The 20,645-nt window shown below is 69.6% G+C and carries 16 protein-coding genes; 12 read left to right on the top strand and 4 right to left on the bottom strand.

The window, feature by feature from the left end; genetic code table 11:
• Positions 1 to 96 precede the first annotated feature (96 nt).
• From OOK07_RS34470 to OOK07_RS34435, 8 genes are read left to right on the top strand one after another with little or no spacing between them, the layout of a single operon-like run.
• Complete coding sequence (locus OOK07_RS34470) at positions 97 to 1,362, top strand: ABC transporter substrate-binding protein (protein ID WP_266685731.1); 1,266 nt, start codon at positions 97 to 99, stop codon at positions 1,360 to 1,362.
• Between the two features lie 20 nt (positions 1,363 to 1,382).
• On the top strand, positions 1,383 to 2,351 hold the full coding sequence (locus OOK07_RS34465) for a carbohydrate ABC transporter permease (RefSeq protein WP_266685730.1): 969 nt from the start codon (positions 1,383 to 1,385) through the stop codon (positions 2,349 to 2,351).
• On the top strand, positions 2,348 to 3,220 hold the full coding sequence (locus OOK07_RS34460; protein WP_266800382.1) for a carbohydrate ABC transporter permease: 873 nt from the start codon (positions 2,348 to 2,350) through the stop codon (positions 3,218 to 3,220). Before OOK07_RS34465 ends, OOK07_RS34460 begins: the two co-directional genes overlap by 4 nt.
• Positions 3,221 to 3,247: 27 nt before the next feature.
• Complete coding sequence (locus tag OOK07_RS34455) at positions 3,248 to 6,154, top strand: glycoside hydrolase family 2 TIM barrel-domain containing protein (protein ID WP_266800381.1); 2,907 nt, start codon at positions 3,248 to 3,250, stop codon at positions 6,152 to 6,154.
• Positions 6,151 to 7,326, top strand: a complete 1,176-nt coding sequence (locus OOK07_RS34450) for an MFS transporter (RefSeq protein WP_266800379.1) — start codon at positions 6,151 to 6,153, stop codon at positions 7,324 to 7,326. Before OOK07_RS34455 ends, OOK07_RS34450 begins: the two co-directional genes overlap by 4 nt.
• Positions 7,323 to 8,330, top strand: coding sequence for an ABC transporter ATP-binding protein (locus OOK07_RS34445; RefSeq protein WP_266685726.1), 1,008 nt, complete (start codon positions 7,323 to 7,325; stop codon positions 8,328 to 8,330). Before OOK07_RS34450 ends, OOK07_RS34445 begins: the two co-directional genes overlap by 4 nt.
• Before the next feature lies 1 nt (position 8,331).
• Positions 8,332 to 9,135, top strand: coding sequence for an ABC-2 family transporter protein (locus tag OOK07_RS34440; protein WP_266685725.1), 804 nt, complete (start codon positions 8,332 to 8,334; stop codon positions 9,133 to 9,135).
• The gene (locus OOK07_RS34435; protein ID WP_266685724.1) at positions 9,135 to 9,941 is read left to right on the top strand and encodes an ABC transporter permease; all 807 of its coding nucleotides are present in this window, start codon (positions 9,135 to 9,137) and stop codon (positions 9,939 to 9,941) included. The genes OOK07_RS34440 and OOK07_RS34435 overlap by 1 nt, the downstream gene beginning before the upstream one ends.
• 312 nt (positions 9,942 to 10,253) lie before the next feature.
• Here OOK07_RS34435 and OOK07_RS34430 read toward each other — a convergent pair whose 3' ends face one another.
• A complete protein-coding gene (locus OOK07_RS34430; protein WP_406312819.1) occupies positions 10,254 to 11,525 on the bottom strand; it encodes an MFS transporter in 1,272 nt (423 codons plus the stop codon).
• Between the two features lie 233 nt (positions 11,526 to 11,758).
• On the opposite strand from OOK07_RS34430, the gene OOK07_RS34425 reads away from it, so the two are divergent.
• The gene (locus OOK07_RS34425; RefSeq protein ID WP_266800376.1) at positions 11,759 to 13,087 is read left to right on the top strand and encodes a jacalin-like lectin; all 1,329 of its coding nucleotides are present in this window, start codon (positions 11,759 to 11,761) and stop codon (positions 13,085 to 13,087) included.
• A 65-nt stretch (positions 13,088 to 13,152) separates the two neighbouring features.
• Here OOK07_RS34425 and OOK07_RS34420 read toward each other — a convergent pair whose 3' ends face one another.
• Positions 13,153 to 13,683: an AAA family ATPase gene (locus OOK07_RS34420; protein WP_266800374.1), complete on the bottom strand. Its 531-nt coding sequence runs from the start codon at positions 13,681 to 13,683 to the stop codon at positions 13,153 to 13,155.
• 95 nt (positions 13,684 to 13,778) lie between these two features.
• Between OOK07_RS34420 and OOK07_RS34415 the strand changes: the two genes are divergently transcribed.
• Positions 13,779 to 14,366, top strand: coding sequence for a TetR/AcrR family transcriptional regulator (locus OOK07_RS34415; RefSeq protein ID WP_266685721.1), 588 nt, complete (start codon positions 13,779 to 13,781; stop codon positions 14,364 to 14,366).
• Positions 14,359 to 15,174: an alpha/beta fold hydrolase gene (locus OOK07_RS34410; protein WP_266685720.1), complete on the top strand. Its 816-nt coding sequence runs from the start codon at positions 14,359 to 14,361 to the stop codon at positions 15,172 to 15,174. The genes OOK07_RS34415 and OOK07_RS34410 overlap by 8 nt, the downstream gene beginning before the upstream one ends.
• A 669-nt stretch (positions 15,175 to 15,843) precedes the next feature.
• Here OOK07_RS34410 and OOK07_RS34405 read toward each other — a convergent pair.
• Positions 15,844 to 17,577: a DUF2264 domain-containing protein gene (locus OOK07_RS34405; RefSeq protein WP_266800372.1), complete on the bottom strand. Its 1,734-nt coding sequence runs from the start codon at positions 17,575 to 17,577 to the stop codon at positions 15,844 to 15,846.
• Between the two features lie 122 nt (positions 17,578 to 17,699).
• A complete protein-coding gene (locus OOK07_RS34400) occupies positions 17,700 to 18,743 on the bottom strand; it encodes a rhamnogalacturonan acetylesterase (protein WP_266800370.1) in 1,044 nt (347 codons plus the stop codon).
• 206 nt (positions 18,744 to 18,949) lie between these two features.
• Here OOK07_RS34400 and OOK07_RS34395 point away from each other — a divergent pair, with 206 nt between their 5' ends.
• On the top strand, positions 18,950 to 20,635 hold the full coding sequence (locus OOK07_RS34395) for a rhamnogalacturonan lyase B N-terminal domain-containing protein (protein ID WP_266800368.1): 1,686 nt from the start codon (positions 18,950 to 18,952) through the stop codon (positions 20,633 to 20,635).
• Positions 20,636 to 20,645: the final 10 nt, after the last annotated feature.

Below are 20,645 nucleotides of genomic sequence, written 5' to 3'. Positions count from 1 at the left end.
ACGTCCCCGCACCGCACCGCACCGCATTTTGAGCCACCTGGCCGCAGAGCCGCATGAGCCGCAGCCGCAGCCGCACTTCGAGACAAGGACGTCAGCATGTCGGCAATGAGCAACAACAATTGGTCCCGCCGATCAATCTTCCGGGCCGCCGCAGGCATGGCCGCGGCCGGCAGCCTTGCCGCGTGTGGCGGCAACAACGGGCGTGGGGGCGGGAGTGGTTCGGGCAAGAACCTGAACCAGTACTTCCACGCGTACGGGGAGGCGGGCGTCGAGCAGGCCGTCAAGCGGTACGCGAAGGCGTACTCCAAGGCCAATGTCTCCACGCAGTGGATCACCGGAGCCGACTACGAGACCAAGCTCTTCGCCGCCCTGCTCACCAAGCAGGCGCCGGACGTCTTCGAGTTCCACCCGCAGATCCAGCTGGTCAAGAGCGGACAGGTGGCCGACCTGACCGACATCATCAGCCCGGTCAAGGACGACTTCAACGCCGCCGACATCGCTTCGCACACGGTCGACGGGAAGATATACGGCGTCCGGATGATCGACGACCCGCAGTTCTTCTTCTACCGCAAGTCGATGCTGGAGAAGGCGAACGTCGCCGTGCCGACCACGCTGGAGGAGCTGATCGAGGCGGCCGCCAAGCTCACCACCCCCAAGGTCAAGGGCCTCTTCCTCGGCAACGACCTGCACGCCATCGAGCTGCCGCTGGTCTGGTCTGCCGGCGCTGAGCCCCTCACCGCGAAGAACGAGATCGGTTACCACACCGACGAGGTGGTCGGGGGCCTGCGCCAGCTCCGCAAGCTGTTCACCAGCGGCCACCTGCTGCTGGACGCTCCGGCCGACTACTGGGACCCCTCCGCGCTCAACCAGGGACTGTGTGCCATGCAGTTCTGCGGCATGTGGGCGATGCCCGTGATGCAGAAGGCGCTCGGCGACGACCTCGGCGTCTTCCCCTTCCCGAAGGTCGGCGGCAAGGGCCGGCCCTCGGTCTACAACGGCGGTTGGTCGATGTTCGTCAACGCCAAGGGCGGGGACGTGGACGCGGCCAAGGAGTACGTGAAGTGGCTGTGGATCGACCAGAAGAAGTACCAGGAGGACTTCGCCACGTCCTACGGGTTCCACATCCCGCCGCGCAAGACGATCGCCGCGCAGGCCGACAAGCTCAAGTCGGGTCTGGCCGCGGAGGGCGTGAAGCTCTTCAACACCTACGGGTACTTCGACAACATCGGCTGGACTCAGGCCATGTACAGCGCCTGGGACGGGATCATCTCCGACAGCGTCCGCAAGGGCGGGGACCCGGAGGCAGCGCTCGACGCGGCCGACAAGAAGGTCAACCGTGAGCTGAAGAAGCTCTTCGGATAAGCCGACGGGAAGACCACGACATGTCGACCACCACCACGCGCGGGGTCGCCCACCCCGCCCCGGCCAAGGCCTCCAACGCCCGGCCGAGGCGGGGCCTGACGGCGAGCAACACCCTCAACTTCTGGCTCTTCACCGGTCCGTTCCTCATCGGTCTGGTGATCTTCGTCTTCGTTCCCATCGGCTGGAGCATCTGGCTCAGCTTCTTCGACGCCCGCTTCACCGTCACGCCCAGCCACTTCATAGGCTTCGACAACTACCGGCAGATGCTGACGAACAGCGACTTCACCGGCTCGCTGGGGACCTTCACCGTCTTCGCCGCGTTCATCGTGCCCACCACTTGGGCGCTCTCGCTGAGCCTGGCCCTGCTGGTGCACCGGCTGCGGTTCATGCGGGCGTTCTTCCGGTCGGTGTTCTTCCTGCCCACCGCGTGCAGCTATGTGGCCGCCGCGTTGATCTGGAAGATGTCTATGTTCAACGGCGTCCGCTTCGGCCTGGCCAACACGATCATCGGCTGGTTCGGCGCCGACAACGTCGCCTGGGTCTCCAACCCGAACCCGCCCTGGTACTGGCTGGTCATCCTGACCGTACGCCTGTGGCTGCAGGCCGGCTTCTACATGATCCTCTTCCTGGCGGCGCTGCAGAACATCCCGGCGGAGCTGTACGAGGCCGCTGCGATCGACGGGGCCAAGCCGGGCTGGCAGACCTTCCGGTACATCACGCTGCCCCAACTGCGGGCCACCTCGACCGCGGTGATCCTGCTCCTGCTCGTCGCTGCCTACCAGGCCTTCGACGAGTTCTACAACATCATCACGACCAGGGCGACCTGGGGCCAGACGCCCCTCATGGTCCTCTACAAGACGGCTCTCGGTGCCAACCAGGACTACGGTTCCGGCAGCGCGGGCGCAGTCATCCTCACGGTGCTGATCTGCGCCGTCACCCTGTTGCAGGGCAAGTTCATGGGCTTCGGAAGGGGGGAGGAGTCCAAGTGACCACCACCGCACCCGAGGTCGGCAAGCCGGGCCGGGCCAAGCGCCAAGGCGTCCTCCGTAACACCGGTCTCTACGCCGCCGTCGGCGTCGCCGCGCTGCTCTTTCTGGTCCCGTTCTACCTGATCGTCCGCAACGCCCTCTCCACGGACCAGGAGATCACGGGCGAGAACTGGCAGTTCTTCCCCACGCAACTGCAGTGGGGCAACATCTCCGAGCTGTTCGACGACCCGACCGTCGACTTCGCCCGATCCATGTGGAACTCACTGGTCGTCGCCGTCCTGATGACCGCCGGTATCCTGCTGGTCTGCTCGCTGGCCGGATACGGACTCGCCCGCATCCCTTACAAGCACGCCAACAAGGTGTTCTACGCGGTCCTGGCCACCCTGATGGTCCCCTCGGCCGTCACCTTCGTGCCCAGCTTCGTGCTGGTCTCGTCCCTCGGCTGGGTGGACACCTACCGCGGCCTCATCATTCCGGGCCTCTTCAGTGGTTTCACCTGCTTCCTCTTCCGGCAGTACTTCCTCGGGTTTCCCAAGGAGCTGGAGGAGGCGGCGCGCGTGGACGGGCTCGGCTACTGGACGGCGTACTGGCGGATCGTCGTACCCAACTCGCTGAACTTCTTCGCGGCGATGGCCACCATCACCTTCATCAGCGGCTGGAACGCGTTCCTGTGGCCGCTGGTCATCGGGCAGGACCCCAGCGCCTGGACCGTCCAGGTGGCTCTCTCCTCGTACATGACCAACCAGACGGTCAATTACCATCTGATCTTCATGGCCACCGCCATTTCCATCCTGCCCCTGGTCTTCGTGTTCCTCTTCCTCCAGCGCTGGCTGGTCCAGGGGATCGCGCAGACCGGTATCAAGGGCTGACACCTCTCTCTCAGGACCTGGAGACCGATGTCTTTCCGCACGACCACGGCCACCGACTACGTCGAGGACGTCTCACCGGGCAGCGGTGCCCTCCCGCCCCGCGCCTGGTACGTGTCCTCGGACGCCACGTCACTCTCGCTGAACGGCAGTTGGCGCCTGCGCGTCTCACCGACCGCCGACGCCGAGGACGACTCGTTCGCCGAGCCAGGATTCGACGCGGGGGACTGGGCCGAGGTCGCGGTTCCCGGTCACTGGGTCCTGCAGGGCGACGGCGCGTTCGGCCTGCCCGCCTACACCAACCACCTCTACCCGTTCCCGGTGGATCCGCCGCACGTCCCGACGGAGAACCCGACCGGCGACCACATCCGCGTCTTCGATCTGCCCGACGACTGGCCGGACCTGTCCGACGGCGGTGCGGTGATCCGCTTCGACGGCGTCGAGTCCTGCGCCCGCCTCTGGCTGAACGGCACGGACCTCGGTGAGTTCAAGGGCTCCCGGCTGCCGCACGAGTTCGCGGTCGGCCATCTGCTCAAGCCGAGCGGGAACGTGCTGGCCGTCCGTGTGCACCAGTGGTCGGCCGGCTCCTACCTGGAGGATCAGGACCAGTGGTGGCTGCCCGGCATCTTCCGTGATGTGACGCTGCTGCACCGCCCGGCCGGCAGCGTCCTCGACTTCTTCGTGCACGCCGCCTACGACCACGTCACGGGCGAGGGCACACTGCGCGTCGACTCCGACGTCGACGGGCGGGTGACCGTGCCCGCCCTGGACATCGATGTCGCGACCGGCGAGCCGGTGACGGTGCCGGTCGAGGCGTGGACCGCCGAGACGCCGAAGCTGTACGACGGCGAGCTGGTCACCGAGGGCGAGCGCGTGCCGCTGCGCATCGGTTTCCGCACCGTCGTCCTTGAGGACGGCCTCATCAAGGTCAACGGCCGGCCGCTCCTCTTCAAGGGCGTCAACCGCCATGAGTGGCACCCCGAGAAGGGCCGCGCCCTCGACCTGGAAACCATGCGCGAGGACGTGCTGCTGATGAAGCGGCACAACCTCAACGCCGTGCGCACCTCGCACTACCCGCCGCACCCGGCCTTCCTCGACCTGTGCGACGAGTACGGCCTGTGGGTCATCGACGAGTGCGACCTGGAGACCCACGGCTTCACCGAGCAGGCCTGGCGCGACAACCCCGTCGACGACGACCGCTGGACCCCGGCCCTGCTCGACCGCGCCGCGCGCATGGTGGAGCGGGACAAGAACCACCCGTCGGTGGTGATCTGGTCGCTGGGCAACGAGGCCGGCACCGGGCGTGGGCTCACGGCGATGGCCGAGTGGATCCACGGCCGGGACTCCTCGCGACTCGTGCACTACGAGGGCGACATCGACTGCCGTGACACCGACATGTACTCGCGGATGTACGCCAGTCACGCCGAGGTCGAGGCAATCGGCCAGGAGCTGGACGGCGGCACCCACAGGCGACGCGAACTCCCCTTCATCCTCTGCGAGTACGCGCACGCCATGGGCAACGGCCCCGGTGGACTGAGCGACTACCAGCGGCTGTTCGAGACGTACGACCGTCTCCAGGGCGCCTTCGTCTGGGAGTGGATCGACCACGGCGTCACCCACCCCGAGCTGGGCTTCGCCTACGGCGGCGACTTCGGCGAGGAACTGCACGACAGCAACTTCGTCTGCGACGGACTTCTCTTCCCCGACCGGCGGCCCTCCCCCGGCCTGGTCGAGTACAAGAAGGTCATCGAGCCGGTCCGTATCGAGGGCTGGGGGTCCCCCCAAACGGAGTTTGGGGGAGGTTCGGACGGCACCGTACGCGTGACCAACAAGCACGACTTCGCCGACCTGTCGGCCCTTGCCTTCGAGTGGTCGTACCAGCTGGACGGCGAGACGGTCGAGGCAGGCACGCTGTCGGTGCCGGCTCTCGCACCCGGCGAGTCGGCCGACGTGAAGCTGCCGGAGCCGCCCTCTCAGACGCCGGTCTCCGCCGAGACACGGTGGACGGTACGAGCGCTGCTGGCCGCGGACACCGCCTGGGGGCCGAAGGGCCATGAGGTGGCCTGGGGCCAGGTCCCGGTCCTCGCACGGCCGTTGGCCTCCGTCGCCGCGACGGACGGGCCGGTGGCGGGCAACGGCGTGATCACGCTCGGCCCCGCTTCGTTCGACGCCCGCACCGGCGCGCTGAAGACCGTCGGCGGTGTCGAGGTGAGCGGTCTGCGCCTGGACGTGTGGCGGGCGACCACGGACAACGACGAGGGTGCGGACTGGCAGACGGACGTCCCCGTCTCGACGCTGTGGCGCAAGTACGGCCTGCACCGCATGCGGCACCGGCTGGACTCCGTCGAGGTCGGCGACGACGCGTTGACCGTACGGACGCGGGTGGCGCCTGCCGCCTGGGAGTTCGGCCTCAGCACCGTGTACCGCTGGACCTCCGACGGCAGCCGGCTGAAGCTGACCGTTTCCGTGAGGCCGGAGGGCGAGTGGACCGTGCCGCTGCCGCGGCTCGGCGTCCGCTTCGGGCTCTCCCGGGCCGACGCCGTGAAGTGGTTCGGCGGCGGTCCCGGTGAGGGGTACCCGGACACCAAGGCGGCCTCCAGGGCCGGCCGTTGGGAGTCCACGGTGGACGGGCTGCAGACGCCGTACGTGCGTCCGCAGGAGAACGGCGCGCGTGCCGACGTCCGCTGGGCGGAGATCGGCGGGCTGCTGGTCGAGGGCGACCCGGAGTTCTTCTTCAGCGCCCGCCGCTGGACGACCGAGCAACTGGACGCGGCCGACCACCTGACCGACCTCACGCCGGGTGACGCCGTGTGGGTCAACCTCGACCACGGCCTGCACGGCATCGGCACGGGCTCCTGCGGCCCGGGCGTGCTGCCGCAGTACCAGCTGAAGGCCGAGCCGGCCGAGTTCTCCTTCGTCTTCTCGCAGACCAATTGACGGACACGGACACGGAAACGCGGTCCGTCGCGGCCGGCCGGCTCTTCAGCCGGCCGGCCGCGGTCGCGTCCTGCGCCGGCTTCGTCCTCATCGGCATGCTCCAGGCGCTCTACGGTCCCGCGGTTCCGGGCCTGCGCGAGGAGTTCGGCCTGTCCCCGTCGGGCGCCGGTCTCGGCCTGAGCCTGCACTTCACGGGTGGCGTCGTAGGCGTCCTCGCCTTCAACGCGATCCACTCCCGGATCAGCAACAGGGCTTTGCTGGCGGCGAGTTACGGGCTGATGGCAGTCGGCGCGGCGGGCTTCGCTCTCGCCCCGGACTGGCCTCTCGCGCTCTGCGCCGCGTTCCTCGGCGGCCTCGGTTTCGGCGGCATCGACTACGGCCTCAACCAGTTGTTCGCCGTCGGCTTCGGCGACCGCTCCACCGCCATGCTGAATGTGCTGAACGCCCACTTCGGCATCGGCGCGGTACTCGGACCGGCGGTCGTGGCATGGCTGGGTCCGGACGAGTACGCGTACGCCTTCGGGGCGTGTGCGGTGCCGGCCGCCCTGCTGATCATCTTCGGCTCAAGTGGCGTACGGACGAGGGTGGTTGACGAGACTCCGGCCGCCGTCGAACGCCCGCTGGGCCTCCCCCGCGTCCTCGTCGGCTTCCTCACCCTGTACATCCTCAACGTCGGCGTCGAGGCGGGTGTCGGCGGCTGGGAGCCCACCCATCTGGAGACCGTCGGCTACAGCGCGGCCGTGGCCGCCTCGGCGACGTCCGTGTACTGGCTGATGATGACGGCGGGCCGTTTCCTCGTCGTACCGATCACCCTCAGGTACTCCCCCGAGCGCATCCTGACGATCTGCGCGGCCGGCATGACCGTCTGCCTGCTGCTGGCACGTGTAAAAGAAGTGGCGCCGGTGGCCTACGCGGGTGTTGGCTTGTTCATCGCGCCGGTCTTTCCGACCGGACTGCCCTGGTTGAACAGGGCACTTCCCCAGGCGAAGCGCGCCGGTGCCTGGGTCATCGCCGCGTCGATGGCCGGCGGAGTGGCGGCGCCCCCACTGCTGGGTGCGGGCATCGAGGCCTCGGGCATCCACGCGGTCCCCTGGCTGCTCACCGCGCTCTCCGCCGCCTCGCTCGCGGCGACTGTCTGGTTGATCCGACTCACCCGGAGGAATGTCGATTGAGCGGCAGCATCGAGGTCCGCGGCCTGTCCCGCACCTTCCACACCACGGTCCGCCGCCCAGGTCTCACAGGCACCCTCAGATCCCTGATCAACCCGGAACGAGCGGTCAAGCACGCCGTCTGCGACATCACCTTCGACGTGGCGGCGGGCGAACTCCTCGCCCTGCTGGGCCCGAACGGAGCCGGCAAGTCGACCACCATCAAGATGCTCACCGGCATTCTCACCCCCACGTCCGGCGAGGCCAGGGTCGCGGGAGAGGTGCCGTACCGGGACCGGGAGCGCAACGCCCGCAACATCGGCGCGGTGTTCGGGCAGCGCACCCAGCTGTGGTGGGACCTGCCGGTGCGCGAGTCCTTCGCGATCCTGCGGGACATCTACGAGGTGCCGAAGGCCGAACACGCCGCCCGGCTGGCGGAGTTCGACCAGATCCTGGAGCTGTCCGCCTTCTGGGACACCCGGGTCCGTCATCTCTCCCTCGGCCAGCGCGTGCGCTGCGACCTGGCCGCCGCGCTGCTGCACGACCCGCCGGTCGTCTTCCTGGACGAGCCGACCATCGGCATGGACGTGGTGGTCAAGGAGCAGGTCCGCGAGTTCCTGCGCCACCAGGTGGAGGAGCGCGGCCGTACGGTCCTGCTGACCACGCACGACATGACCGAGGTCGAGCGGCTCGCCGAGCGCGTCGTCCTGGTCAACCACGGGCGGCTCGTCCTCGACGGCTCCCTCGACGAGATCCGCCGCGAGTTCGGTTCGACCTGGCAGGTGCGGGCGACCCTCGCCGACGGGCACGCCGACGTCGTACCTCCGCCGGGCATCGCGCTGCTGCGGCAGGACGGACCGCAGGTGGTCTTCGGGCCGGACGGCCCGGAGGCCCCCACGGTCCACCAGGCGCTCAAGGCGGTCATAGAGCGCTACGAGGTGACGGGCATCGCCATCGACGAGGCGGACCTGGAGGACGTGATGCGGGCCGCCTACGTCCACGCCGGACCCTCGGCCGAGGAGATCTGAGATGGCCGTTCTGCACGCCTGGCGTGCCGCCCGGGTCACCCCTCTCGGCGAGTTGCACGCCCCGCCCCGGATGGCTGCCGTCCTGGTCCGGCTGACCGTCCAGGTGGTCCTGGTCGCGTCCCTGTGGAGCGGCCTGTACGCGCATTCCGGCCCCACCGCCGGACTGAGCCGCGAGCAGGCGATCTCGTACGCCGTGCTCGCCGTACTGGCCTCCCGCCTGCGGGAGTTGGACCAGTACGCCGGCCGGGACACCGTTTTGCAGCACATGCACTTCGGCACCATCGTGTACTGGTATCTGCGCCCGCTGCCACCGGCCCGCTACCACGCCCTGCGCGCCCTGGGCGAGCAGCTCTACGGCGCCGCGTGGGCGCTCGCCGGCTACCTGGTGTGCCTGGCGGCCGGGGTGGTGCAGCCACCCGGATCGGCCGCGGTGGCCGGGGTGTTCGTGCTCAGCCTGCTGCTGGGCCAGCTGGTCCTGTACTTCGTGATGCTGCTGCTGGACCAGCTGTGCTTCTGGACCGTCCAGAACAACTCCGCGATGCTCATTCTGATCTTCGCGCAGAACCTGCTGTCCGGGGTGTACGCCCCGCTGTGGTTCTTCCCCGACTGGTTCCGGACGATGAGCACCTTCCTGCCCTTCCAGGCGACGCTCGGCGTGCCGCTGTCGCTGTACGTGGGCCGGATCCAACTCGCGGACGCCACGGCGCAGTTGGCGATCCAGGCCGGCTGGGTCCTACTGCTCTTCCTGCTCACCCGGTTCCTGTGGCGGCGGGCCGCACGCCGTGTCATCTCCCAGGGAGGCTGATGCCTGTGAATGCCGTCCGGATCGCCTGGCGCATCACGCGTCTCAACATCCGTGCCCAGATGGAGTACCGGGTCGAGTTCCTGCTGAACATCGCGATCGGCGCCATCTGGCAGGTGTCGGTGATCGTGTTCGCCACCGTGCTGCTGGCCCGGTTCACCGGGATGGGCGGCTGGGACAGCTCGGAGGTGCTGCTGATCCCGGCGACGCGGATGCTGGCGCACGGGCTGTTCGTGCTGTTCCTGGGGCGGATGCACGGACTTGGCCGCTCCATCCAGGAGGGGCGGCTGGACATCTATCTGGTACGGCCCATGCCGGTGTACCGCCAGGTGCAGCTGCAGTTCTTCCCCACGAACGCGATCGGCGACCTGACCGTCGCCGTCGGCCTGATGGCGGGCGCTCTGTCCCGCAGCCGACTCGACTGGACCGCGGGGCGGATCACGTACCTGCTCGCCTGTCTGCTCGGAGGCATGCTGCTGGAGGCCGCCCTGTTCACGGCGGTGGCCTGCGCCTCCCTGCGCTTCCCGGCCGCCGACTACTGGGGCCGCTGGCTGGAGGAGCTGCTCGGCACCTTCGGCAGCTACCCGCTGAACGTGCTGCCCAAGGCGGTTGGCGGTCTGCTGACCTTCGGCCTGCCGCTCGCGTTCGTCGCCTACTTCCCGGCCGCGGTACTCACCGGACACGGCCACGACACGGGTGTCCCGTACTGGCTGGCTGCCGCCTCGCCGCTGCTCGGGGTGGTCGCCTATCTGGGGGCGCGGCTGCTGTGGCGCTGGAGTCTGGGCCACTACACGGGGGTGAACGGATGACGGTCGCAGCGCCCGCATCCGCCGACCTACGCGCGCGTCTCGCGGTAGGCCCGGTGTTCCTCGTCCGCGGTGGCACGCAGGGCGGTTGGGTGGCCCTGCGGGGGCGCTGGCGGCTCTGGTCGTGGCGGGACTCGGTGCCGCGGTGCTGGCCAGGTGGGTGATGGTGCCCAGAACGGGCTGACCTGCCGTCGGCAGCGGGCTGTGTGGGCGGGCGGCTCCGAACGGCACGTTGCGGGCCCCCGCGCATGCCGGTGACGGGCCGGGCGGGTCAGTTGGCCTGTCGGTCGGTCAGGCGGTCAGTTGGTCGGTCGGTCAGTCGAGGTGCCCCGACCTCCGTATCGGCGTGAACAGCGCCGCCACCGCGATCAGTACGCAGCAGCCACCCGCCGCCAGCCCCACCGGCGCCGTGCCCCGGTGTTCCGCCGCCCAGGTGAGGACGGCGGCGCCGATGGGGGCCGCGGAGTAGTGGAGGGTCCAGAAGGCCGAGGTCACGCGGCCCAGCAGGGGTTCCGGAGTCACTTCCTGGCGCAGGGACATGGAACAGGTGCCCGCGATGCCGCCACAGGCCAGGAAGGCCGCGCTCAGGACTGCGACCATCGGCACGTCCCGTGCCCATCCCAGCCCGGCGAACGCCACCCCGCACAGCGCGACCCCGCCCGTCCAGGTCCACCCGAAGCCCAGCCGGCGGCGGATCCGCGCGACCAGCAGCGAGCCGGCGATGGTGCCGAGCGCGCCGCACGCCATGACCGTGCCGACCGTGCCGTCGCCGTGGCCGAGGTCGTGCTTGAGGTGGTAGATGACCAGGTCGGTCAGGCCCAGGGTGAGAAAGCTGTAGACGAAGAGAAGTGCGGTGAGGGAGCGGAGGACCGGGTGGCCGTAGAGGAAGGAGATCCCGGTGCGCAGGTCCCGCCACAGGCCCGTCCGCTGCGATGAGCGCTCGTCCGCGGGACGGGCGCGGAAGCGTACGAGGAGGAGGCAGGCCGCCGAGACGCCGAAGCTCCCCGCGTCGACGCCGACGGCGGCGGCCGGGCCCGCCCATGCCGCCGTCAACCCCGCACACATCGGACCGAGTACGCCCGCCGCGGCAGCGGTCGCGTTGAGGCGCCCGTTGGCCTCCGTCAGTTGCTCGGCGCCGACCAGACTTCGCACGGCGGTCACATAGCCGACGGCGAAGAGCATGCCGATGGCCTCGCACAGCGGGAGCACGACGTACAGCAGCCAGATCCGCGGGCCGAAGAGCCACACCAGCGGGATCAGCCCGTACAACACCATCCGTACGAGGTCGCAGGTGATCAGCAGCCTGCGTCGGTCGAGCCGGTCGACCAGCACACCGGCGAAGACCCCCGCCGCCACCGCCGCGGCGCCGCCCACCGCGGTCAGCAGACCCATGCGCGCCACCGAGCCCGTGGCCTGGAGGACCAGCAGGGGCAGCGCGATCAGGGCGAAGGAGTCACCGAGGACGGAGAGGGTCTGGGCAGCCCAGAAGATGCCGAAGTCCCTTTGTCTCCACAGGACTTGACTGCCCGTGGGGGTGGCGGTGCCGTGCGGGCGGCCGGCGTCCTTCTGTGCTTCGTACGACGACACCGGCCCCCCCTGGAATCCCGGCAACCCTATGTCCCCCGGCGACGACTGGCGACCGGGATACCGACGCACCCGCATCCGCATCCGCATCGACATCCACTCCTCCGTCGCCGATCTCGCCCTTCACTGTTTCCCCGAAAGCCCTTTCCGGTCACACTGGTCGTCATCGAACCTGAGCACCATTCAGCTTCTTGTCGCTCGACCTCCTCCACTCGCCTACCGGAGACACCCCCACCATGAGACGACTGATCGGCACCCTCGCGGCCGCCACCCTGGCTCTCTCGGGCCTGGCCGCCACCGGCGCGACGCCCGCCTCCGCGGCGGCGGCCGCGACCACCGGCTCCTTCAACGTGCTCACGTACAACGTCGCCGGCCTCCCCGAGGGCCTCAGCTCCAGCCACCCGGCGACCAACACTCCGCTGATCTCACCGCGGTTGGCGCCCTACGACATCGTGAACGTCCAGGAGGACTTCAACTACCACGCGGCGCTGTACGCGGGCGACAACCACCCCTACCGCACGGCGACGAGCGGCGGCGCGGCCGTGGGCGACGGCCTCAACACCCTTTCGAACTACCCGCTCGACGACTTCGAGCGGGTGAAGTGGAACAAGTGCACGGGCACCAACTGCCTGACCCCGAAGGGCTTCACGCTCGCCCGGGTGCGGCTGGCCGAGGGCGTCTTCCTCGACCTCTACAACGCGCACCCCAACGCGGACGACTCCGACGACGCGCTCGCGGCCCGCCGCGCCAACATCCAGCAGCTCTCGGACTTCATCCGGGCGAACTCGGCGGGCAACGCGGTGCTCGTCATGAGTGACACGAACACCCGCTACACCCGCAGCGCCGACAACATCCGCACGCTGGTCGACGACAACGGACTGACGGACGCCTGGGTGAAGCTGGTCAAGGGCGGCACGGCACCGACGCAGGGCGCCGACCCGCTGCTCTGCCCCACGTCGGCCCCGTCGAACGACTGCGAGGTCGTCGACAAGGTCCTCTACCGCAGCAGCAGGCTGCTCTCCCTGGACGCGACCCGCTACAACGACGAGTGGGCCGAGTTCCTGGACTCCAAGGGCGGCAACCTCTCCGACCACTTCCCGCACACGGTCGGCTTCTCGTACACCCTGAGCTCCTCCCTGAGGGCGAGCGACTTCTTCGGCGGCCCGCACGGCACGGCATTCAACGACGCGGACGACCTGCCGGCCACCGTCGCCCCGCGCACCCTGACCCTGCGCGGCGACGCCCGTCTGGACTCGCTGTCCCTGACCCACGACGGCGGCACCGCCCTGACCCACGGCGGCACGGGCGGCACGGCGACGTCCCTCACACTGGCCTCGGACGAGCACCTCACCTCGGTGAAACTGACGGATGGCCAGAAGGACGGCCGGACGCGGATCTTCTCGGCGGCGTTCGCCACGGACAAGGGGCGGACCCTGTCGTCCGGGACGGCGACTTCGGACACCACGACCTTCACTGCGCCGTCGGGGTGGCAGATCGTGGGCTTCACCGGGCGGGGCGGCGACGAGATCGACAAACTCGGGGTGCTGTACGCCCCGATCAGCTGAGGCACCACAGGGGGACCTCCGTCCGAGGGTCTTGTACGTCGAGGCCGGGCGGAGGTCCCTGCCCGTCACTCGACGGCGGGCGGACCGACCAGCCCCGCGGTCCGCATGATGCGGTCGACGGTCTCGGCCAGGGCGCTGTCGGCATCGATCACGGTCTCGGCGCCGCCCGGCAGCAGATCGAGCGGCCGATACCAGGAGCGCAGCTCCGCCTCCCCGACTTCATTCGCCAGAGGCTTGGTGGCATGGCGGGCGAAGGTCTCCTCCAGCGGGACGTCCAGGTAGTAGCCGGACGTCACCCCACGATGGTCGGCGCGCAGGCGCGCGAGCATGTCGCCGTAGTGGTCGGCGTAGAGAATGCCCTCGACCACGACGTGGTAACCGGCGTCGAGGGCGTACCGCGCGACGGTGTCGATCAGACCGATGTTCGCCGCTCCGGGCCGGTCTCGTTCCCGCAGGACGAGGCGGCGCAGGTTGTCCTGACCGACCAGCGCCAGTCCTCTCCCGAACCGGTCACGGATGCCGGCCGCGACCGACGACTTTCCCGAGGCGCTGTTTCCGCGCAGGACGACCAGCCTGGTCTCTTCGGTGCCCGTCATCACCCGGTCACGTTATCGGCCATCCACGACTTCCTGCACAGGCTAGGGTGGTACCTAGAGGCCCTAGGTTGTTCTGCCGTCGGAAGGTCGCCCACATGGTCAGAGCCGGTCTCACCCCAGATCTCATCACCGCGGCCGCCGCCGACCTCGCGGACGAGGTGGGCTTCGAGAACGTCACTCTCTCCGCCCTGGCCCGCAGCTTCGGGGTCAAGGACGCGAGCCTGTACTCGCACGTCAAGAACCTGCAGGATCTGCGCACCCGCATGGCGCTCCTCGCCGGTGCCGAGATGATCGACCGGATCGCCGCCGCGGTGGCGGGACGGGCGGGCAAGGAGGCGCTCGCCGCGTTCGCCGGCGCTTACCGTGAGTTCGCGCTGGAGCGGCCGGGACGGTATGCCGCGACCCAGATCCGTATCGACCAGTCCCTGGTCGTCGACTCCCCCGTCTTTCGGCGCACCGCCGAGATCACCTACGGCATGCTCCGCGCCTACGGCCTCGAAGAACCCGACCTCACCGACGCGGTACGCCTGTTGCGCAGCACCTTCCACGGCTACTGCGCCCTGGAGGCGACCGGTGGCTTCGGCGCCCCGCGCGACGTGCGGAAGTCCTGGGACAAGGCCGTCGACGCCCTGCACGTGACACTCGAACACTGGCCCCGCGAGGAGAAGCACAGCGATGACTGAACTGCATTACGACGTCAGCGGCACGGGGCCCGTACTCCTCGTCGTCCCCGGTGGTGCCGGTCATCCCATGGGGCTCGACCGGATGACCGAGGCGCTCGTCGACCGGTTCACCGTCGTGACCTACGACCCCCTCGGGCTCGCGCACGGGCGGCTCGGCGAACCCGTCGGCGACCAGCGGGTGGAGGCGTGGAGCGACGGGGCGCGTCTGGTGCTGGACGAGGTCCTTCCCCAGGGCGAGTCCGCATACGCCCTCGGGACCAGCTCCGGCGGTATCGCCGTCCTCGATCTGCTCACCCGGCACCCCGGGCGGCTGCTGCACGTCGTCGCGCACGAGCCGCCGTGCGTGGGCGTACTGCCGGACGGGGCGCGTCAGCAGGCCATGTTCCGCGAGGTGTACGACACCTATCGCACCGCCGGACTGCAGGCCGGCGGGGCACGGCTGGGCGCCGGGCTGGCCGGGCGGGAGCCGGAGCAGTGCGCCGAGCCCCAACCTCTCCCACGCGAGAGGGAGTTGGCGAGCCCCATGGCGCTTTTCCTCGCCCACGTCCTGCGGCAGTTCACCTCGTACGCGCCCGACCTCACCGCACTGGCGGGATCCTCCGCCCGTCTCACCCTCGCCGCCGGCTCCGAATCCCGCGGCCAACTCCTGGACCGCACCGCGCGGCTCCTCGCCGAGCGGACCGGCGCCCGCTTCGTCGAGTTCCCCGGCGGGCATGTCGGCGTGGCCGAGCATCCCGTGGCATTCGCCGAGCTGCTTGCGAAGACACTGGTTCCGGACGACGGCTCACATGCCCCGTTGACTACTTAGACTGGAATCTTCGCGGAAGTCACGTGCCGCCTCGGGGGAGGGGGCGCCGTCTTGTCTCAACAGCAGCTGGGACGCGGTCCCTTGAGATCCGACGGCGAGCCGCCGGTGCCGGCCGGCGGGGCGAGCGAGACCGCACGGTTCGCCGTCGGCTGGGCAGCCTCGGATGTGCGGCAGCCGGGTACGCGGTGTTCCAGTTCCTGTTCGGGGTACTGCCCGGCTCGATCGGCCCAGAGGCCGCCAGATATCTGGTCGCCGGGGCCAGCGGGGCAGGGACGGGCGTGGCCGTGTCTGGCCGACGCCCCGCGACGGTCACGGGCCGGTCTTTCCCAGCATCGTCAGGACCCCGATGGACAGAGCCCCTAGGACGGCGACGCAGAGCGTTGCAGTGATCACCAGCTGGACGCGTTCGGAAACGTTTTCCAGGCGCAAGCACGCCTCACCAAAGCGGAGTTCGTAGCTACTGCCGCGGTCGGAGGTGGCACCGCTGGCACTCGTGTTCCTAGTCATGCACGCAGGACACCGTGTCCTGGGCAATGGGTCAAATTTACAGATATCAAGGCACTCGAACGACTGAAAAGGCGAGGGACGTCCGAGCCTTCGTCTGCCCCCTGTGCCCTCGCTGGAGGCGCGCCCCCAGTGACCTGGGGGCGCTCCGTGAGGGACGTCGGGTCAGCGCCGGTCCGGCGGGGCGACTTCCACTCCGGAGTCGTCCCAACGGACCCGCACCTCGGGCCCGTCGCTCCAGCGCACGGTCAACTCCCGTTCCCCGTCGGCCCGTACGCTCACCGTCTCGGCCAGCGGCATCGGCTCCGGCTCCCCGGTCAGCCGGGCCAGCGCGACGAAGAAGGTGCCCCCCTCGCCGGTGACACCGGTGAGCGCGTCGGAAAGGCCTACGGCGGGCAGGAGTTCGGCCCGTACGCCGTCTCTCCCTCGTGCTCGGATCCGCTCGGCCGGTGGGACCCCCGTCGCCCATCCCGTCACCCGTACCGGCGTCCCGGGCTCCGCGCCCGCCACCAGATGGGCCCGCACCTCCACGGCCCCGCGTGCGAGCACGACACTGGTCACCCGCGCTCCCCCGCCCGCCGTGTGCCGGGACGCCACCCAGCCCTCGCCGACGCCCAGCGGCTCGATGTCCGTGCGGCTCGGATCGTCGCCGACGATCACGCTGTTGTCGTACGACGAGGAGGGCTCCGTCACCGTCGAGTAGGCGAGGCGCGTGTAGTACGGGTCGTAGCGGACGTCCTCGCTGCCGTGGTTGTGGAGGCGGACGACACCGTCCGAACTCGTGGACTGGAGCAGCCAGTTGGGGGCGGAGATCGCCGTGAGTGCGTCGGCGCGCTCCGCAGGGCCCGGCTCCTCGGCGGCCGTCCACACCGGGTGGTCCGGCGGCAGGAGCAGGCCGAGGAAGCCCTTGCTCGCCCAGTACGGGGAGGCGGGACCCGAATAGCCTTGCAGCACCGCGGAGTCGGGGCCGTGCCAGCCGAGCGTCAGCAGGCCGCGGGAGTCCACCGCGCCATGGTCCAGGAAGTACTTCAGCGCGCCGGAGGCCAGCCTGCGTGTCTCCCCCGGCGGCAGCGGCGTGTGTCCCGTCAGCGCACCCAGCCACAGCGGGACGGTCGTCGCGAACCGGTAGGTGAGGCTGCGGCCCTGGTGCATGGGGGCGCCGTCGCCGCCGAACAGGCGGGCGTAGTCCTCCAGGTGGCGGGAGAGCCGGCCGCCGTAGAGGTCCAGCAGCCGGGAGTCGTCCGCCAGCCACGCGTGCAGCACCGGATAGAGGTGCATGGCCCAGCCGTTGTAGTAGTCGAACTTGCGGCCGTCGCCGTCGGTGTACCAGCCCTCCCCGACGTACCACTCCTCGATGCGCTCCAGGCCTCGGTCGACCGCCTTGCGGGACGCTTCGGGCTCGTGGCCGATCTCCTGGAGGAAGCCGCCCACGGTGACGGGGAACAACTCCCAGTTGCAGGGCCAGGCTTCGGCGGTCAGCGCGTCGCCCAGCCAGGCGGCCGCCCGCTGTCGTACACCGTCGTCCAGCCGGTCCCACAGCAGCGGGCGCGTCAGCCGCAGCGCGAGGGCGATCGACGCCGCCTCGACCAGGGGCTGGCTGCGGTCCTCGATCCGGGGCCAGACGCCCGCGACCCCGGCCGCGAGCCCCTCGGCGTACCGCTGCAGCGCCGTCTCGTCCCGGCGGAAGGCCGCGGCGAGCAGCGTACGGGCGTAGCCCTCCAGACCGTCGGAGAGCCGGCCGGACCGGCTCGGGCGGTCGCCGGGGAGGTGGTACAGCGCGCCGCCCTCGGCCGCATACGGCTCCACCGCGGCGAGCAGGGCGTCGGCGGCGGCCTCCCAGTGGGCGCGGGTGTAACCGGTGCGCGGACTGAGGGCGCGGTCGTCGGTGGGCAGGTGCATCGGCTCTCTTTCACGGCGTACGGCTTCAGGACGTACGGGTTCAGCCCAACAGGGGCTCACGGCGTACGAGACGGAGGGTGGGACCTGGGGCGCCCCGGTTCCGGTCGGAACGCCCCAGGGGTTCATCCCACCCGCACCAGGCCCTTCGGCACCAGATGCTGGGCGACAAGTGCGTCGCGGACAAGTCCCGCGTACACCGTGGCACCGTGGACGGAGGTGTGGGTGTTGTCCTTCTTCTCGTTGTAGAGATAGATCGCCTTGGAGCCCTCGACGCCCAGGGACTCCACCAGTGCCTTCGTCTTCGCCGTCAGGTCGATCAACGGCACGTGCCGCGCCGCCGCGACCGAGCGGATGACAGCAGGATGGTCCACACCGAGACTGTTGACCAGCAGTGCGGTGTCGTTGTTCAGGGTTCCGTCGGAGTTGAACCAGCGCCGCACGATGGGAGTCACCAGCACCGGCCGTCCGCCCTTCTCCCGTATACCCGCCACCAGTGCCTCCACATTGGCGCGGTACGTCGCCCCGTCGGTGGTCTTGTCATTGTGCGCGAGCTGGACCAGGACCAGATCGCCGGGGCGGATCAACGGCTGGACCGTGCCCCAGAGCTGCGGGTTCTGCAGATAGGTCACCGTACTCTCCCCCGAGTCCCCATAGTTGGCGACGGAAACACCCCTGCGGAGAAATTGCGGCAGCTGCTGGCCCCAGCCGGAGTACGGGTCGCCTGGCTGGTCGCAGACCGTGGAGTCGCCGACCAGGAAGATCTGGCGGGCGTGCCGGGCGGGCGTGACGCGGATGTCCGCGAGCGCCGGGGCCGAGCCACCGACCACGAGGTCCAGGCCGGGAGTTCCGTCCGCCCCCGTCGGCTCACCCTCCGGCGTACGGACGTTCACGGTGAAGCCGCGGGCGACCCTCGCGCCGGCCGCTGCGGGTGTTTCGGGCAGTAGGGAGCGCCGGGTCTCGCCGCTGAGGGCAGTGCTCGATGCCGCCTCGCCGCCGAGCAGCACCCGCACGTCGTACGTGCCGGGCGAGACGTCGAAGTGACAGGCGGTGGCGGTGCAGTTCTCCAGGCCGGGGGGCCGTTGTCCCTCGTGCGCCTGGGCCGGCACCGCGGTCAGGGCGGCGCCCAGTGCCAGCACAGCCGGCACGGCGAGCTTGAAACGTCTCATTCGCGAATCCCTCCGAGGAAGCCACCTGACGACAAGGCCTGGCGGCAGGGACCGTACCTGGTCATGGAAGCGCTTTCTAGACCTCGAACCGATTTCACAAGATTGCCGCTCTGGAGCATGCGAAAGCCCTTTCGCGAAATCGATTCAACTGTCACTCTCTCAACCACTCGCACCTCCCCCGCACGGTTTCCGAAGGAGGCACCCCCATGTCCGAACCCGCGAACAGACCGGTCGGCCGCCGCACCTTCGTCCTCGGTTCCGCTGCCGCCGCAGGGACGGCCGCGGCGGCCCTCGCCGGGCCGCTCGCCGGCGCCGCTGCCGCCGCGGGCTTCGGCTGGAGCGACGACGGCTCGAACTATGTCGTCGACACCGGCGCGAGCCTGGTCTTCAAGGTCAGCAAGACCAACGGCGACCTGACCTCGCTGGTCTACAGGGGCAAGGAGTACCAGGGCTACGGCGGCAAGAACTCGCACATCGAATCCGGCCTCGGCACCTCCACGGTGACCGTCAAGCAGTCCGGTTCCACGATCCTGATCTCCGTCACCCACGGCACACTTCGGCACTACTACGCGGCCCGCAGCGGCGAGAACAACGTCTACCTGTGGACCAACAAGGCGGACGCCTCGGTCAGCGCGACCCGCTACATCGTGCGCGTCAGGGCGGGCCTGTTCCTCAACGACCAGCCCGACTCGTACACCTACGCGCCGACCACCGTCGAAGCCTCGGACGTGTTCGAGAAGTCCGACGGACAGACCCGCTCGAAGCACTACTCGAAACTGCGGGTCTGCGACTACGACTACATCGGCTGGAGCACGGGGAGCGTCGGGCTCTACATGGTCCGCTCCAACCACGAGAAGGCCTCCGGCGGCCCCTTCTACCGCTCGCTGCTGCGCCACCAGAGCGCCGACGGCGGCGGCCTGTACGAGATCCTGTACTACGGCGAGAACCAGACGGAAGCCCAGCGCTTCGGCCTCCAGGGCCCCTACGTCATCGCCTTCACGGACGGCGGCGCGCCCTCCTCGTCCCTGTACCACGCGAACCTCGCGACCTCCTGGGCGGACTCGCTCGGTATCTCCGGATATGTCGCGGCGAGCGGTCGCGGCAAGGTCGCGGGCGTCGGGATCACCGGGCGCGACACGGCGTTCCCGTACACCGTCGGGCTCGCCAACCCGGCCGCGCAGTACTGGGGTTCGGCCCGCTCCTCGGACGGTTACTTCTCCGTCGCGGGCGTCCTGCCGGGGACGTACACGCTCACCGTCTTCAAGGGTGAACTCGCCGTCCACACAAGCTCGGTGACGGTCACCGCGGGCGCCACGACCACCGTCAACACCCTCGCGATCCCGTCCTCCAACGACCCCGGCAACGCGAGCGCGATCTGGCGGATCGGCGACTGGAACGGCTCGCCGAGCGGGTTCAAGAACGCGGACCTGATGACGTACGCGCATCCGTCCGACAGCCGGGCCGCGCCCTGGACCGGCAACGTCGTGATCGGCAGCGGCTCCGAGACCTCGGCCTTCCCCTGCTATCTGTGGAAGGACGTCAACAGCGGCATCATCGTCTACTTCAAGCTGACGGCCGCCCAGGCCGCCGCCGCTCACACCCTGCGCATCGGTGTGACGACGGCCTACGCCAACGGCCGCCCACAGGTCGTCGTCAACGGCAACTGGACGTCCGCCGTCCCCTCTCCGCCCTCCCAGCCCAGCACCCGCTCGCTGACCGTGGGCTCGTACCGGGGCAACAACCACACGTTCACCTACAGCGTGCCGGCGTCCGCCTGGCTGACGGACACCAGCGCCTACAACACGCTGAAGATCTACGTGGCGAGCGGCTCGGGATCGGCGTCCTTCCTCAGCGCGGGCACGTCGATCGACGCGATCGACCTACTGACCTGAGCCGGGTCCT

Origin of the sequence: Streptomyces sp. NBC_00078, from assembly GCF_026343335.1 — a bacterium.
In the GTDB taxonomy this organism is placed as follows: domain Bacteria; phylum Actinomycetota; class Actinomycetes; order Streptomycetales; family Streptomycetaceae; genus Streptomyces.
The sequence above is the reverse complement of the archived record's forward strand: the minus strand, read 5'-3'. Positions and strand labels throughout refer to the sequence as shown.